Source organism: Thermomonospora curvata DSM 43183 (genome assembly GCF_000024385.1).
Taxonomy (GTDB): Bacteria; Actinomycetota; Actinomycetes; order Streptosporangiales; family Streptosporangiaceae; genus Thermomonospora; species Thermomonospora curvata.
The window spans coordinates 4,176,681-4,190,931 of the sequence record NC_013510.1 but is presented as its reverse complement, the minus strand read 5'-3'; the positions used below and the strand labels follow the sequence as shown (position 1 = coordinate 4,190,931).

The window sequence follows — 14,251 nt, the reverse complement described above, 5'->3', positions numbered from 1 at the left end:
CGCGCCCCTCCGCACGGCCGTCCCCTGCGAGGGGGTGCGCCGCCTGTGATGCGGCCTGCCATGAGATGGCGCGGTACCTCCACGGCCCGCTCACCCGGGCGGGCTGCGCCGGAGCATGGCGCGGCCTGCCGTGCGGCGGAACGGCCCCCGTGCCCGGTGCCGCCCTGCTGAGCGGCACCGGATCGGTCAGGAGTCCTGGGACGGGGCCGGTGACGGCGACGTGTCGGGGGACGGCGCGTCGCTCGGGTCGGTGGGAGCGGTCGGCGCCGGCTCCGGCGGGTCGGTGGGATCGGCCGGGTCGGTCGGCGCCGGCTCCGGCGGGTCGCTGGGCTGCGGGCTCGGCGGGTCGGTGGGGTCGGGGGCCGGCGGGTCGCTGGGCTGCGGGCTCGGCGGATCGGAGGGCCGTGGATTCGGCGAGGGGGCCGACGGGTCCGGCGTGGGCTTGGGGGAGCCCGGGTCCCTCGGCGCGGGGGACTCCCCGTCGGGCGCCGGGTCCGGGCTCGGGGCCGGGGTCGGGCTGCCGGGCAGGCCGGGGATGCCCGGGGGCGGCGCCGGACGGCTCGGCGGCTGCGTCACGTAGTAGGGGTCCGTCCTCGAGGTCTGCGGACTGCGGCCGCCCCCGCCGGAGCCCTTGGCGGAGCCCGGGGAGTCCGGGGAGGGCGAACCGGCCGACGACGGCCCGCCGCCCTGACCCAGAGGCGGCGCCAGAGCCGACAGGCCGTCCCCGCCGCCGCTGCCCGTCCAGGAGGCCAGCAGCCCGACCGCGGCGGCGGCCGAGGCGGCCAGGGCGGCGATGGCGCCCGCGCCCTTGGCCTGCCGGGCCAGGGTGTGCCGCCGGGTGGTGACCGGGCCGATCGTCACCAGCGGAGAGGGCGCCGCCATGGTCGACAGCGGCCGCTCCAGCTCGGCGGCGCAGGCCCGCAGCACCTGCTCGCGCAGCGCCGCCGGCGGCCGCTCCGGCGCCCGGCGGGCCAGCAGGCGGGGCAGCATGCCGCGTTCGAAGGCGGTGATGATCTCCTGGTCGTAGGGGGAGCCGGGCTCGCGCATCAGCAGGTCCACCACCGCGCGCTCCAGCCGGACGCGGGCGGTGTGCAGCAGCTGGCGGACCGTGTCGGGGGCCACGCCCAGCACCACGGCGATGTCGGGTTCGTCCAGCCACTGGCCGGCCGACAGCAGCAGCACCTCCCGGTGGTCGGCCCGCAGCCGCGCCGCGGCGCGCAGCAGCGGGTCGGGGAACCGCCCGGCCCGCCTTGCGGCGCCGCCTGGGGAGAAGGCCCCGCTCAGCGCGCCGTGCTCCAGGCAGACCGACCGGGCGAGCGCGTACATCCACAGCACGGCGTCCCCGTGCGGCGGGTGCTGCATCGCCGCCACGAACGTGTCGCGCGTCGCCGCATCGGCACCGTCCCCTACCAGCGCCCAGCAGTAGGCGTAGATGCGTGCGGCGTGTGCGTCGTAGAGGGCCTCCGGAGTCCCCGACATGTGACCTCGCTCCCGTTGGGAGACCGGCGCAGGACGCGACGGAAGGAAATTACTGGTCATACCGGTGGAGTCCGGACCATAGCGCACCTGGTGGCATCTGCATAGTCGTGTGGCGCAACCATGCACCTGGACACCCTATTTACGGGGATTTCCGGCGATACGTGGATTATTGATGCGGTTCAGTTGGGAAGTCTCGTGACCGTTCACCCGAAAGAGGGGACGCGAGATGAGCCGGCTGACCGTCCAAGATCTTTATGAGCACACCCGCGGGGTCTGCTTCAAAACCGGCCCGCCCGGGAAAGTCGGCGCCGAGACCGAGTGGCTGGTGATCGACCCCGCCGATCCGGCCGCGCACGTCCCCCTGGAACGGGTGCGCGCGGCCGCAGAGGCCGGCGGCCCGCTGCCGGGCCGCAGCGTCATCACCTACGAGCCGGGCGGCCAGCTGGAACTCAGCTCCCGGGTGTGCGACGGGCTGGCGGACCTGCATGAGGCGCTGTCCCAAGACCTGGCGAGCGTGCGCGCCCGGCTCGCCGCCGACGGACTGGACCTGGTCGGCCGGGGCGTGGACCCGCTGCGCCGCCCCCGCCTGCAGGCCGCCCACCCCCGCTACCGCTGCATGTACGACTACTTCGCCGGCGGCGGCTACCGGGAGACCGGGGCGACCATGATGTGCAGCACCGCCTCCGTCCAGGTCTGCCTGGACATCGGCGCCGACCCCGCCGACGCGCTGCGCCGCTGGCGCCTGGCGCACGCCCTCGGCCCGGTGCTGGTGGCCGCGTTCGCCAACTCCCCGCTGCGCGCCGGGCGCCGCACCGGATTGCGCTCCACCCGGCAGGCCATCTGGGCCGCGCTCGACCCCTGCCGCACCCGCCCCGTCCTGGAGGCGGGCACCGGCCCGGCCGACCCCTGCCGGGCCTGGACCCGCTACGCCATCGACGCCCCCGTCATGCTGACCCGCCCCCGCCCGGGAACCTCCGACGGCTGGACCGGCGCCCCCGGCATGACCTTCGGCGAGTGGATGGACAAAGGCGAACCCTGCCTGGACGACTTCGCCTACCACCTGTCCACGCTGTTCCCGCCGGTGCGCCCGCGCGGCTGGCTGGAACTGCGCATGATCGACGCGCTGCCGCTGCGGTACTGGCCGGTCCCGGTCGCCGTCGCCACCGCGCTGCTGGACGACCCGCAGGCCGGCCGCATCGCCGAGGACGCCGCCCGCCCGGTGGCCGGACGCTGGGGCGCGGCCGCCCGCCACGCGCTGACCGACCCGGCGCTGGCCCTGGCCGCCCGCCGCTGCTTCGCCGCCGCGCTGCAGGCGCTGCCCCGGCTGGGCGCCGCCGAACTGGTGCCGCTGGTGGCCGACTACGCCCGCCGCTACGTCGAGCGGGGCCGCTGCCCGGCCGACGACCCGGCCGATCCCGCCGTCTGAAAGGAGCCGCCGTGGCCGCCTTGACGACCGTTGACGAAGACGACCTGAAGGAACTGATCGCCGCCGAGCTGGAGGCCGTGCGCCGCCGCAGCCTGGGGCTGACCACCGAGGCGCTGCCGCCCGGTGAGCTGACCGCCCAGGTCTCCCCGCTGATGTCCCCGCTGGTGTGGGACCTGGCCCATGTCGGCAACTACGAGGAGCTGTGGCTGCTGCGGGCGGCGGCGGGCGCCGAGCCGATGCGCCCGGAGATCGACCACCTCTACAACGCCTTCGAGCACCCGCGCGCCGAGCGCCCGTCGCTGCCGCTGCTGCCCCCCGACGAGGCCCGCGCCTACATCGCCACGGTGCGCGCCAAGGTGCTGGACTCGCTGGCGAAGGTGCCGCTGCGCGAGGACGACCCGCTGACCGCCGGCGGGTTCGTCTACGGCATGGTCGTCCAGCACGAGCACCAGCACGACGAGACCATGCTGGCCACCCACCAGCTCCGCAAGGGCGCCCCCGCCCTGCTCGATGCGGGCGAGCCCCCACCGGCTCCCGGCGGCGCGGCGGCGGAACCGGAGGTGCTCATCGAGGCCGGGCCGTTCGAGATGGGCACCAGCGACGAACCGTGGGCCTACGACAACGAACGCCCCGCCCACATCGTGGACCTGCCCGCCTACTACATCGACACCTATCCGGTCACCAACCGCGCCTACCTGGCCTTCATGGAGGCCGGCGGCTACGAGGACCCGCGCTGGTGGCACCCGGAAGGCTGGCGGTGGCGCTCGCGGCACAACCGCACCGCGCCGGGCTTTTGGCGGCGCGAAGGCGGCCAGTGGCTGCGCCGCCGCTTCGGCCGCATCGAACCCGTCCCGATGGACGAGCCGGTGCAGCACGTCAGCTGGTACGAGGCCGACGCCTATGCCCGCTGGGCCGGCAAACGCCTGCCCAGTGAGGCCGAATGGGAGAAGGCCGCCCGCTGGGACCCCGCCGCCCAGCGCTCCCGCCGCTTCCCCTGGGGCGACGTCTACGAGGAGGGCCGGGCCAATCTGGGCCAGCGGCGGCTGCGTCCCGCCCCGGTCGGCTCCTATCCGCAGGGCGCCTCCGCCTACGGGGTGCAGCAAATGCTCGGGGACGTGTGGGAGTGGACCTCCTCCGATTTCACCGGCTACCCGGGCTTTCGCGCCTTTCCTTATAAGGAGTACTCCCAGGTCTTCTTCGGGCCGGAGTACAAGGTGCTGCGCGGCGGCTCCTGGGCCACCCACCCGCTGGCCGTGCGGGGGACGTTCCGCAACTGGGACTTTCCGATCCGCCGGCAGATCTTCACCGGTTTCCGCTGCGCCCGCGACGCCGCCCGCTGATGTGCCGCCACCTGGGCTACCTGGGCCCGCCCCGGACGCTGGAGTCGCTGATCTTCGAAGGTCCGCACTCGCTGGAGGTCCAGTCGTACGCGCCGCGGATGACCCGGGGCAACCTGCTGAACGCCGACGGGTTCGGCGTCGGCTGGTTCCACCGCGGCCGGCCGGTGCGGTTCCGGCGGGCCCAGCCGATCTGGACCGACCGGTCCTTCCGCGAGATCTCCGGCGCGGTGACCGCCTCCTGCGCGGTGGCCGCCGTCCGCTCGGCCACCACCGCCTTCCCGGTGGAGGAGTCCTGCGCCCAGCCCTTCCGCACCGGTGCGCACCTGTTCAGCCACAACGGCAGGGTCGAGGACTTCGACCAGGTGGAGCCCAAGCTGCGGGAACTGGCCGGGGACCTGGCGGCCGTGCCGGACGCCCGGGCCCCGGTGGACTCGGCGCTGCTGCTGGCGGTGGCCGCCCGGCACTGGGCCGAAGGCGCCGCGCTGGCCGACGGGCTGGCCGCCACGGTGGCCGCCGTGACCGCCCTGGCCCCCGGCCGCTACAACCTGCTGGCCGCCGACGGGACCGCGCTGGCCGCCACCACCTGGGGGGATTCGCTGTTCGTGCACGCCGCCCCCGGCCGGGTGCTGATCTCCTCCGAACCCCTCGACGACGACGCCGCCTGGACGCCGGTCCCCGACCGGTCCCTGGTCGTCGCCGACCGCGCCGGCGTTCAGATCACACCGTTGTGACCTTGCCCCCGCGACAGAGACGAGGAGGAACCGATGGAACGCTTCCTGACCGCCGACGACCTGGACAAGGCGCTGCGCCAGGACGTCTGGGAGGGGCTGACGGCCCACCCCAAGACCCTGCCGCCCAAATGGTTCTACGACGAACGCGGCAGCGCGCTCTTCGAAGAGATCACCGAACTGGACGAGTACTACCCCACCCGCCGGGAACGGCAGATCCTGCTCGAGCACGCCCGGGAGATCGCCGCCGCCACCGGCGCCCGCACCCTGCTGGAACTGGGCGCCGGGTCGGGGGAGAAGACCCGGCTGCTGCTGGCGGCCCTCTCGGCGGAGGGCACGCTGCGCGACTACGTCCCGGTGGACGTCAGCGGCGACTTCCTGGCCGCCGCGGCCGGCCGGATCGCCCGCGACCACCCCCACCTGACGGTGCGCCCGGTGGTGGCCGACTACGAGCAGCACCTGCACCTGCTGCCGACCGGGCCGCCCCGCCTGCTGGTCTTCCTGGGCGGCACGATCGGCAACTTCCCCCCGGCCGAACGCTCGTCCTTCCTGTCGGCCCTGCGCGCCACCATGGACGACCGCGACGCCCTGCTGCTCGGCGCCGACCTGGTCAAGGACACCGGCCGGCTGGTGCGCGCCTACGCCGACGCCCGCGGCGTCACCGCCGAGTTCAACCGCAACGTGCTGCACGTCATCAACCGGCGGCTGGAGGCCGACTTCGTCCCCGAGGCGTTCGACCACATCGCCCTGTGGGACCCCCGCAACGAGTGGATCGAGATGCGGTTGCGCGCCCGCGACGCCCAGACCGTCCGGATCGGCGGCCTGGAGCTGACCGTGGAGTTCGCCGCGGGCGAGCAGATGCGCACCGAGATCTCCGCCAAATTCCGTCCCGAACGTCTGGAGGCCGAACTGAACGCGGCCGGTCTCGCCCTGGAGGCACTATGGACCGACGAGCACGGCGATTTCTCCCTGTCGCTGGCCCGCCCCGCCTGAGGCGCCGGGGCGCAGATCGTGGAAATGTCGGTGGGGAAACGTAGGGTCGGGCCGTGCCGCACAACCGCAAACGGGCCACGATCCGCGAAGTGGCGCAGGCGACCGGGCTGTCGCCTGCGGCCGTCTCCTACGCGCTGCGCGGCATCCAGACCTCCCCGCAGACCCAGCAGCGGGTGCGGGCCGCCGCCGCGGCCCTGGGCTATGAGGCGCACCCGATCGCCCGGGCGCTGGCCAGCGGCCGCACCGGCATGGTCGGGCTATTGTGCGGCTCGCTGGAGGACTACTGGCAGCAGTCGCTGGCGGTCGGCATCGGCCGGGCCCTGGTGGGCTGCGACCGCTATGCGCTGATCCTGGACGCCGCCGGCGACCCGGCCCGGGAGCTGGCGCTGGCCCGGCGGCTGCGCGACCAGCGGGTGGACGGGCTGCTGGTGCAGCCGCTGGACCCCTCGGCCCCGCTGTGGGCCGAGCTGGGCGAGACGCTGCCGGTGGTGTCGATCGGCGACGCCCTGCACGGCGGGCGCTCCCGGGCGGAGGTGGTCTTCGACAACCGCTCCGGCGTCACCATGGCCCTGGAGCACCTGCACGGCCTGGGCCACCGCCGGATCGCCGTGCTGACCCCCACCCGCGCCACCACCCCCGACCGCCCGGCCGACCTGCACGTCAACGCCGAGGCCGACCGGCTGGGCCTGCAGGTCACCGTGGTCACCGCGCCGCAGTCCTGGCACGCCGCCCGCCGGGTGGCGCTGGAGGTGCTCAGCGCCCCCGCCCGTCCGACCGCGCTGTTCTGCTTCACCGACTCCATCGCCTACGGCGTCTACGCCGCCGCCCGCGAGCTGCGCTTGGCCGTGCCCGAGGAGGTGTCGGTCTGCGGCTATGACGACCACCCGATGTCGGTGCTGCTCACCCCGCCGCTGACCAGCGTGGACTGGGACATCGACGGCATCGTCCGCGCGGCCGTGCAGGTGATGGTGGAGGCCATCGACGGCGACCCGCCGCACCGCCGCATCGTCCGCGCCCCCACCCTGCGCGTCCGCCGCTCCACCGGCCCGGCCCCGGTATGACGGCGCGCGGGGGCGACTGAAATCCGTCCATTGGGAAACAAAAGTGATCATTATGGTGAGAGTCGAGCGCGTCCGGCGGCACACGGCCACCCCCCGTATCCGCCCGACCGATCGCAAGGACCGGACCGACGACCGGCGTTGCCGGTGGCCGCAAGGACGTGAGCGCGTTTGATCACCTTCGAGGGAGTCACCAAGCGGTACCCCGACGGCACCGTGGCCGTCGACTCGCTGGACCTGCAGATCCCCACCGGCCGGATCACCGTGCTGGTCGGCCCGTCCGGCTGCGGCAAGACCACCACCCTGCGCATGATCAACCGGATGGTGGAGCCCACCTGCGGCACCGTCGCCATCGACGGCCGGGACGTGCGCGGCATCGACCCGCCGGCCCTGCGGCGCGGCATCGGCTATGTGATCCAGCAGGGCGGCCTGTTCCCGCACCGCACCGTCGTCGACAACATCGCCACCGTGCCGTTCCTGCTGGGCCACGACAAGAGACAGGCCCGCCGCCGGGCCCGCGAGCTGATGGACCGGGTGGGGCTGGACCGCGCCCTGGCCGACCGCTACCCCGCCCAGCTGTCCGGCGGGCAGCAGCAGCGGGTGGGGGTGGCCCGCGCCCTGGCCGCCGACCCGCCGATCATGCTGATGGACGAGCCGTTCAGCGCCGTCGACCCGATCGTGCGGGCCGGGCTGCAGCAGGAGCTGCTGCGCCTGCAGTCCGAGCTGCACAAGACCATCGTCTTCGTCACCCACGACATCGACGAGGCCGTCCGCCTCGGCCACCGCATCGCGGTCTTCGCCGAAGGCGGCCGCCTGGCCCAGTACTGCACCCCCGAAGAACTCCTGGCGAGCCCCGCCGACGACTTCGTGGCCGACTTCCTCGGCGGCCCCCGCGGCATCCGCCGCCTGCGCTTCTTCCACGAACTGGACGCCGAGGAGGCCGCCGCACGCGGGCCGGGTGCGGCCGGCGGCGCAGAGCGGCCTGGGGCGTCCGGGGAAAGCGGGGGAGCCGGCGGTGAGATGGCGGCGAAGCGGTGAGAGCGTCGATGGCGCCGGTGCTCGCAGCGGGAGAGCCGCTGATCCGCTGGGAGTGGATCGGGCGGAACTGGGACGATGACATCGCCGAGGCGCTCACCGAGCATCTGATCTTGTCGCTGGTGCCGGTGGCGATCGGGCTGGCGGTCGCGCTGCCGCTGGGGATCGCCTGCGCCCGGTGGCGCCGGCTCTACCCGCCGGTGCTGGCCGCCACCAGCGTGCTGTACGCGGTGCCGGCCATCGCGTTGTTCGTGGTGCTGGTCGCCTTCACCGGGCTGACCTACGCCACCGTGATCATCCCGCTGGCCGCCTACACCCTGTCGGTGCTGGTACCGGGGGTGGTGGACGGGCTGCGCTCGGTGCCCGACCACGTCCGGCAGGCGGCCGAGGCCATGGGGTTCGGCCCGGTGCGCCGCCTGGTGCAGGTGGAGCTGCCGCTGGCGGTGCCGGTGGTGATGGCCGGGCTGCGGGTGGCCGCCGTCTCCAACATCAGCCTGGTCAGCGTGGGCTCGCTGATCGGCATCGGCGGGCTGGGGGAGCTGTTCGTCACCGGCCTCAAACGCGACTTCCCCACCCCGATCATCGTGGGCATCGCGCTGACCATCGCTTTGGCGCTGGCGGCGGACCTGCTGTTGCTGCTGCTTCAGCGCCTGCTGACCCCCTGGGAACGCACCGGAGGCCGGGCCGCCGCCCCCAAGGAGCCGCGGCGGCCGCTCGTCACCGGCGGGGGTGAGCGGTGAACGCCATCCTCGGTGTGCGGGAGTGGTTCACCCAGCCCGAGCAGTGGAGCGGCCCCGACGGCATCCCCACCCGCGTGCTGGAGCACCTGTGGTACTCCCTGCTGGGCTTCGCCATCACCGTGCTGATCGCGCTGCCCGCCGGGCTGGTGCTGGGCCATGTGCGGCGGGGCCGGGCGGCCGCGCTGGTCGGGCTGCTGGTGACCGCCTCGGCCAACGCCGCCCGTGCGCTGCCCACGCTGGGCCTGCTGGTCCTGGCGGTGATCCTCACCTCCGGCGGCGACCTGGTGCCCATCTTGGTCCCGCTGGTGGCGCTGGCCGTCCCGCCCGTCCTGGTCAACGCCTACACCGGGGTGCGGCAGGTCGAGCCGCGGCTGCGGGACGCCGCCGAGGGCATGGGCATGCGCGGGCGGCAGGTGCTGCTGCAGGTGGAGCTTCCGGTGGCGCTGCCGCTGATCCTGCTGGGCATGCGCACCGCCATGATCCAGATCGTCTCCACCGCCACCATCGCGGCCTACGTCGGGCTCGGCGGGCTGGGCCGCTACATCGTCGACGGCTACGCCCGGCAGGAGTACGCCTCCATGGCCGGCGGCGCGATCTTGGTGATCGCGCTGGCGGTGGCCGTCCAGTTCGTGTTCGCGGGGGTGTCCCGCCTGGTCGTCTCACCCGGCGTCCGGGGCCGCCCGTGACCGCCCGCAGATCCCCCCGAACAGTCCGCAGGAAGGAAACAACCATGATCCGAAGAGCACGGGGCGCGCTGGTGGCCCTGGCCGCCGCCCTCGCCCTCACCGCCTGCGGCGGCGGTGACGACAACCCGCTGGACGGCGACCGGGGCGGCGCGGCGCAGACTCTGGTCGTCGGCTCGGCCGACTTCCCCGAAAGCGAGCTGCTCGGCGAGATCTACGCCCAGGCCCTGGAGGCCAAGGGCGTCAAGGTCGAGCGCAAGTTCAAAATCGGCGCCCGCGAGGTCTACTACGGCCAGGTCGCCTCCGGCGCCATCCACGTGTTCCCCGAGTACAACGGGGCGCTGCTGGCCAGGGTGGACAAGAACGACCCGGCCGCCACCACCCAGGAGGTGGACGCCGCCCTGAAGGCCAAGCTCCCGGCCGAACTGGAGATCCTCACCACCTCACGGGCCGAGAACAAGGACTCCCTGGTGGTGACCGCCGCCACCGCCCGCGAGCACGGCCTGAAGACCATCGCCGACCTGAAAGACGTGGCCGGCGAGATGATCATCGGCGGCCCGCCGGAGTTCAAGACCCGCCGGCAGGGCCTGGTCGGCCTGGAGGAGGTCTACGGCCTGAAGTTCAAGCAGTTCAAGTCGCTGGACACCGGCGGCCCCATCACCGTCTCCAACCTGGCCGGCGGCCAGGTCCAGGTCGCCAACCTGTTCACCACCGACCCGGCGATCACCAAGAACGGCTTCGTGGTCCTGGAGGACCCCGAGAACGTCTTCGGCGCCCAGAACGTCGTCCCCCTGATCTACAGGCCCAAGGTGGACCAGACCGCCCGCGACGCCCTCAACGCGGTGTCGGCCAAGCTCACCACCGCCGACCTGATCGCCATGAACGGCCAGATGTCCGACCAGAAACTCGACCCTGAGGACGTCGCCGAGCAGTGGCTGCAAAAGCAGGGCCTGCGCTGACCCTGCTCCCGGGAGAGCGGGAGGCGGCCTCGGCGCCGCCTCCCGCCAGGTCCGGCCCGGGAAGGCACCGTCCCCGCCGCCGAAATCCGTGCGACGAGGAGCAGGCGTACCCCTCCATTGCCGCGGATGCACTCGCTCGATCGGCCCGGTGGGTGTGCTGAGCCGGACGGTGCGGACACGGCCGCCGGTGCGGATGCGGAGCCGATTCGAAAGATCCGGATCGGCGGCCGCTCTCCTGAAAACGGTGACGAATACGGCTCCTGGTAATGATTGCCGGCGTGAGGATTTCATATGCTCGTCCGGCTGTTTCGCGGGGGCGTCTCGCCGGTGCGGGGAAGTTCGAACCACACGGTGGTGCGGCCTGAGGCGTCCCGGGTCCATCCCCAGCGGTCCGCTAATTCCTGAACGATCAGCAGGCCGCGGCCGTTCAGCGAAGCCGAGTGGGGGATTTGCGGCTCTTTGGGGGTTCCGCCCTGGTCGGTGATCTCGATGCGTGCCCGTTCGGGGGAGACGATCACCGTCAGCCACACCCGCCCGCCCGGACGCCCGCTGGCGGTGTGCAGTATCGCGTTGGTGGCGATCTCGGCGGCCATCAGGTCCGCATCGGCCGGGTCCACTCCCGTTCCGGCCAATTCCCGCCGCAGGTGCGCCCGGATTTCACGAACGTTCACCTTCGCGTCCGGCGGGGAGTTCTCCGGCGGGAAACAGGCCGTTTTCAAAGCGGGCGGCCCGGTGCGCGGCGCCGGTGTGCGCGCCCGCGTCACCGGCCGCATCCCGTCAGCGCCGCCGCCGCGCGCCGCAGCCCCGGCAGCCCGACCCCAGCCGGGTAGCGCTGCGTCCCGCCCCACAGGTACGCCCATCCCGCCTGGTCGCGGATCACCACGACCCCGATCGGCTCCCCGCCGGTGGGGACGGTCAAAACGGCCTCGCCGCCGGCCTCCACCAGCATCCGCGAGGACCGTCCCCGCTCCACCAGCGCCAGCGCCAGATCCGCCAGCAGCCGCACCCGCGCCACCGCCACGGCCGTCTCGGTCCGCCGCCGCCCCGCCTTTCTTCCGGGCGGAACGGTATTCGGGAGGTAGTTCACAGGTCCGGCTCCTTTCCGGTCGAAAGCAGGCCCCGGGGCGTCCGGTCGCTTTCGCATTCCCGCGCCCTCGACAGGCCCTGTCACTTTCCGTCATCGAAATTGTGCGATCGGCTGGCCTGACGCACCGCCGTGGTGTTCTATTGAGCCCGAGCGCGCAACTGCGCGGGAGCCATTTGATTTGGAAGACCGGCGTCCCCAAAAACGCCTAGAACAGGAGCCGCCATGCCCCGACCCCCGCAGCCCGTCGATCCCGAGGAGAGCCTGCACCACCTGATCGGCGCCACCATCCGGCATTGGCGCCAGGAGGTGCGCAAGATCAGCCTGACCGAGCTGGCGAAAATGATCTACATCGACGTCTCCCAGGTCTCCAAATGGGAGCGCGGAGAGATCCCCGTGCCCGCCCACCGCGTCGCCGACCTGGACGAGGCACTGCAGGCCGGACGGCAGATCGCCGCCCTGTACGCCGCTGTCACCGAATTGGAAGAGCTACGCGCCCGTGAGCGGGTTACCGTGGAAGACACGGAAGCCGCAGGAACGGACGAGACGGACATGAAGCGTCGAGCCGCCCTTCAGATGCTGGCCGCGCTCAGCGCGGGAGCCGCCATCCCTCCAGGTGCGCTTGAAACGGTTCTCTCCGGTGTCACTCCGGATTCCATCGACCAAATGGATGTGGACAGATGGGAACGCACTGTCCACGAATACAGGCATGTGTGCCTTATGCGGTGGACGGGAGCCCTGATCCCGGACCTCACCGCCGACATCGTCGCCGTAGGGAAGCTGCTGGAACGCAAGAACCCGCCTTCCGTTCACACCAGGCTGTTGCGCGTGAGCGCCGAGCTCTCCGGTCGTCTGGCCGCTGAGCTGGACGACATCGGGGACCGGCGGGCGGCGCGTGTCGCCTGGGCCTCCGCTCGCCGTGCCGCGGATGCCTCGGGCGACCGCGACCTGTCAGTGTGGGTACGCGGTTACGAGGCCGACCAGGCCCGCTGGGCCGGATGCCCTGATCACCTCGTGATCGACTTGGCCGATGAGGCGATCGCCCTGTCCGGGGGGAAGCCGTCCCGAGGACTGGGAGGAGCCTATGCCGCGTGCGCCTCTATAGCAGCCAGGCGGGGTGACAAGCACGCGGCAATCGAGGCGCTCCAGAATATGGCCGAGGTGACCGACCGTGCGCCCGAGGCGTTTCCCGAGTACTTCCTTCGCTGGAACGAGGCTTACGCCTACACCTTCCTCGGCGACGGCCGGGCGTCGTCTTCACTTGATCGAGCTCTGGCCCTTTACCCGCCCGGCACCATGACCCCCGTCGCCAACCTCCGCCTCATCCAGGCCCTCGACCTGGTCCAGCAGCGCGAGATCGACGAAGGACTCGAGCAGGCCCTCACCGTTCTCCAGTCGGGCTCGATCAGCACCACCCGCCATCATCTCGCCGGCCGCATCCTCCAGGCCCTCCCCGAGCAGGCCCACAAGCTCCCCGCCGCCCGCGACCTGCGCGCCCTGACCGTCAAAGCCTGACCGGATCGAGCACGGCATCCGACTCTCAGCCGCAGTTCGCTCGGTCTCTTTGACTCGGCGGGGCGTCCCGCAGGCCACTGTCGTCCGGTTTAGGAAGCGACAGTGCAACGACCAGACCGCACTAGGGGAGCCAGTCCTCCCCGGAACGGACGAGACGGACATGAAGCGTCGAGCCGCCCTTCAGATGCTGGCCGCCCTCAGCGCGGGAGCCGCCATCCCTCCAGGCGCGCTTGAAACGGTTCTCTCCGGTGTCACTCCGGATTCCATCGACCAAATGGATGTGGACAGATGGGAACGCACTGTCCACGAATACCGGCATGTGTGCCTTATGCGGTGGACGGGAGCCCTGATCCCGGACCTCACCGCCGACCTCGTCGCCCTGGGGCGGCTGCTGGAACGCAAGAACCAGCCTTCCGTTCACACCAGGCTGTTGCGCGTGAGCGCCGAGCTCTCCGGTCGTCTGGCCATCGAACTGGACGACATCGGGGACCGGCGGGCGGCACGTGTCGCCTGGGCCTCCGCTCGCCGTGCCGCGGATGCCTCCGGCGACCGCGACCTGTCAGTGTGGGTACGCGGTTACGAGGCCGACCAGGCCCGGTGGTCCGGGTGCCCCGACCACGTCGTGACCGGCTTGGCCGATGAGGCGATCGCTTTGTCCGGAGGGAAGCCGTCCCGAGGGCTGGGACGAGCCTATGCCGCACGCGCTTCCGTAGCGGCCAGGCAGGGTGATAAACATGCGGCGTTCGACGCACTGGAGAATCTGGCCGAGGTAACCGACCGCGTACTTGAGGAGCTTCCCGAGTACCACCTCCGCTGGAACGAGGCTTACGCCTACACCTTCCTCGGTGATGGCCGGGCGTCGTCTTCACTTGATCGAGCTCTGGCCCTTTACCCGCCCGGCACCATGACCCCTGTTGCCAACCTCCGCCTCATCCAGGCCCTCGACCTGGTCCAGCAGCGCGAGATCAACGAAGGACTCGAGCAGGCCCTCACCGTCCTCCAGGAAGGCCCGATCAGCACCACCCGCTACCACCTGGCCGAACGCATCCTCGGAGCCTTGCCCGAACAGGCCCGCAAACTCCCCGCCGCCCGCGACCTGCGCGCTCTGACCGTCAGGGCCTGACCGGATCGAGCACGGCATCCGACTTTCAGCCGCAGTTCGCTCGGTCTCTTTGACTCGGCGGGGCGTCCCGCAGGCCACTGTCGTCCGG

General features: G+C 72.3%; 13 protein-coding genes and 1 pseudogene. 11 read left to right on the top strand and 3 right to left on the bottom strand.

The window, feature by feature from the left end; all coding sequences use genetic code 11:
• Window positions 1-186 precede the first annotated feature (186 nt).
• Entirely contained in the window at window positions 187-1,479 is a 1,293-nt protein-coding gene (locus TCUR_RS17940; protein WP_012853960.1) for a sigma factor-like helix-turn-helix DNA-binding protein, read from the bottom strand.
• Between the two features lie 226 nt (window positions 1,480-1,705).
• Between TCUR_RS17940 and egtA the strand changes: the two genes are divergently transcribed.
• The 9 genes and pseudogenes from egtA to TCUR_RS17895 all read left to right on the top strand — a co-directional run bounded on the left by egtA (window position 1,706) and on the right by TCUR_RS17895 (window position 10,441).
• Entirely contained in the window at window positions 1,706-2,905 is a 1,200-nt protein-coding gene (egtA, locus tag TCUR_RS17935) for an ergothioneine biosynthesis glutamate--cysteine ligase EgtA (protein ID WP_012853959.1), read from the top strand.
• A gap of 11 nt (window positions 2,906-2,916) precedes the next feature.
• A complete protein-coding gene (gene egtB / locus TCUR_RS17930) occupies window positions 2,917-4,245 on the top strand; it encodes an ergothioneine biosynthesis protein EgtB (protein ID WP_012853958.1) in 1,329 nt (442 codons plus the stop codon).
• Window positions 4,245-4,976 carry an ergothioneine biosynthesis protein EgtC gene (egtC, locus tag TCUR_RS17925; RefSeq protein ID WP_012853957.1) on the top strand — a complete coding sequence of 244 codons (732 nt, stop codon included), beginning with the start codon at window positions 4,245-4,247 and terminating at the stop codon, window positions 4,974-4,976. The genes egtB and egtC overlap by 1 nt, the downstream gene beginning before the upstream one ends.
• 33 nt (window positions 4,977-5,009) lie before the next feature.
• Window positions 5,010-5,966, top strand: coding sequence for an L-histidine N(alpha)-methyltransferase (gene egtD / locus TCUR_RS17920; RefSeq protein ID WP_012853956.1), 957 nt, complete (start codon window positions 5,010-5,012; stop codon window positions 5,964-5,966).
• A 53-nt stretch (window positions 5,967-6,019) separates the two neighbouring features.
• Window positions 6,020-7,027, top strand: a complete 1,008-nt coding sequence (locus TCUR_RS17915; protein ID WP_012853955.1) for a LacI family DNA-binding transcriptional regulator — start codon at window positions 6,020-6,022, stop codon at window positions 7,025-7,027.
• Between the two features lie 168 nt (window positions 7,028-7,195).
• Window positions 7,196-7,942: pseudogene (locus TCUR_RS17910) on the top strand (ABC transporter ATP-binding protein); the annotation flags it as partial.
• Window positions 7,943-8,070: 128 nt separating this feature from the next.
• The gene (locus TCUR_RS17905) at window positions 8,071-8,799 is read left to right on the top strand and encodes an ABC transporter permease (protein ID WP_012853953.1); all 729 of its coding nucleotides are present in this window, start codon (window positions 8,071-8,073) and stop codon (window positions 8,797-8,799) included.
• Window positions 8,796-9,485 (top strand): ABC transporter permease, encoded by a 690-nt coding sequence (locus TCUR_RS17900; protein WP_012853952.1) that lies wholly within the window; start codon window positions 8,796-8,798, stop codon window positions 9,483-9,485. The genes TCUR_RS17905 and TCUR_RS17900 overlap by 4 nt, the downstream gene beginning before the upstream one ends.
• Window positions 9,486-9,529: 44 nt before the next feature.
• Entirely contained in the window at window positions 9,530-10,441 is a 912-nt protein-coding gene (locus TCUR_RS17895) for an ABC transporter substrate-binding protein (RefSeq protein WP_012853951.1), read from the top strand.
• A gap of 287 nt (window positions 10,442-10,728) precedes the next feature.
• Here TCUR_RS17895 and TCUR_RS17890 read toward each other — a convergent pair whose 3' ends face one another.
• Both TCUR_RS17890 and TCUR_RS17885 read right to left on the bottom strand, forming a co-directional pair.
• A complete protein-coding gene (locus TCUR_RS17890; RefSeq protein WP_245536890.1) occupies window positions 10,729-11,112 on the bottom strand; it encodes an ATP-binding protein in 384 nt (127 codons plus the stop codon).
• A gap of 89 nt (window positions 11,113-11,201) precedes the next feature.
• The gene (locus TCUR_RS17885) at window positions 11,202-11,528 is read right to left on the bottom strand and encodes a hypothetical protein (protein ID WP_012853949.1); all 327 of its coding nucleotides are present in this window, start codon (window positions 11,526-11,528) and stop codon (window positions 11,202-11,204) included.
• Window positions 11,529-11,750: 222 nt separating this feature from the next.
• Between TCUR_RS17885 and TCUR_RS17880 the strand changes: the two genes are divergently transcribed.
• Complete coding sequence (locus TCUR_RS17880; protein ID WP_012853948.1) at window positions 11,751-13,040, top strand: helix-turn-helix domain-containing protein; 1,290 nt, start codon at window positions 11,751-11,753, stop codon at window positions 13,038-13,040.
• 160 nt (window positions 13,041-13,200) lie between these two features.
• A complete protein-coding gene (locus TCUR_RS17875; RefSeq protein ID WP_012853947.1) occupies window positions 13,201-14,163 on the top strand; it encodes a hypothetical protein in 963 nt (320 codons plus the stop codon).
• The last annotated feature ends 88 nt before the right edge of the window (window positions 14,164-14,251 follow it).

What these genes read in the sequence shown, in the direction of transcription:
- TCUR_RS17940 (WP_012853960.1), bottom strand. Translation starts at nt 1,479, where the DNA reads ATGTCGGGGACTCCGGAGGCCCTCTACGACGCACACGCCGCACGCATC.
- egtA (WP_012853959.1), top strand. Translation starts at nt 1,706, where the DNA reads ATGAGCCGGCTGACCGTCCAAGATCTTTATGAGCACACCCGCGGGGTC.
- egtC (WP_012853957.1), top strand. Translation starts at nt 4,245, where the DNA reads ATGTGCCGCCACCTGGGCTACCTGGGCCCGCCCCGGACGCTGGAGTCG.
- egtD (WP_012853956.1), top strand. Translation starts at nt 5,010, where the DNA reads ATGGAACGCTTCCTGACCGCCGACGACCTGGACAAGGCGCTGCGCCAG.
- TCUR_RS17905 (WP_012853953.1), top strand. Translation starts at nt 8,071, where the DNA reads ATGGCGCCGGTGCTCGCAGCGGGAGAGCCGCTGATCCGCTGGGAGTGG.
- TCUR_RS17895 (WP_012853951.1), top strand. Translation starts at nt 9,530, where the DNA reads ATGATCCGAAGAGCACGGGGCGCGCTGGTGGCCCTGGCCGCCGCCCTC.
- TCUR_RS17880 (WP_012853948.1), top strand. Translation starts at nt 11,751, where the DNA reads ATGCCCCGACCCCCGCAGCCCGTCGATCCCGAGGAGAGCCTGCACCAC.
- TCUR_RS17875 (WP_012853947.1), top strand. Translation starts at nt 13,201, where the DNA reads ATGAAGCGTCGAGCCGCCCTTCAGATGCTGGCCGCCCTCAGCGCGGGA.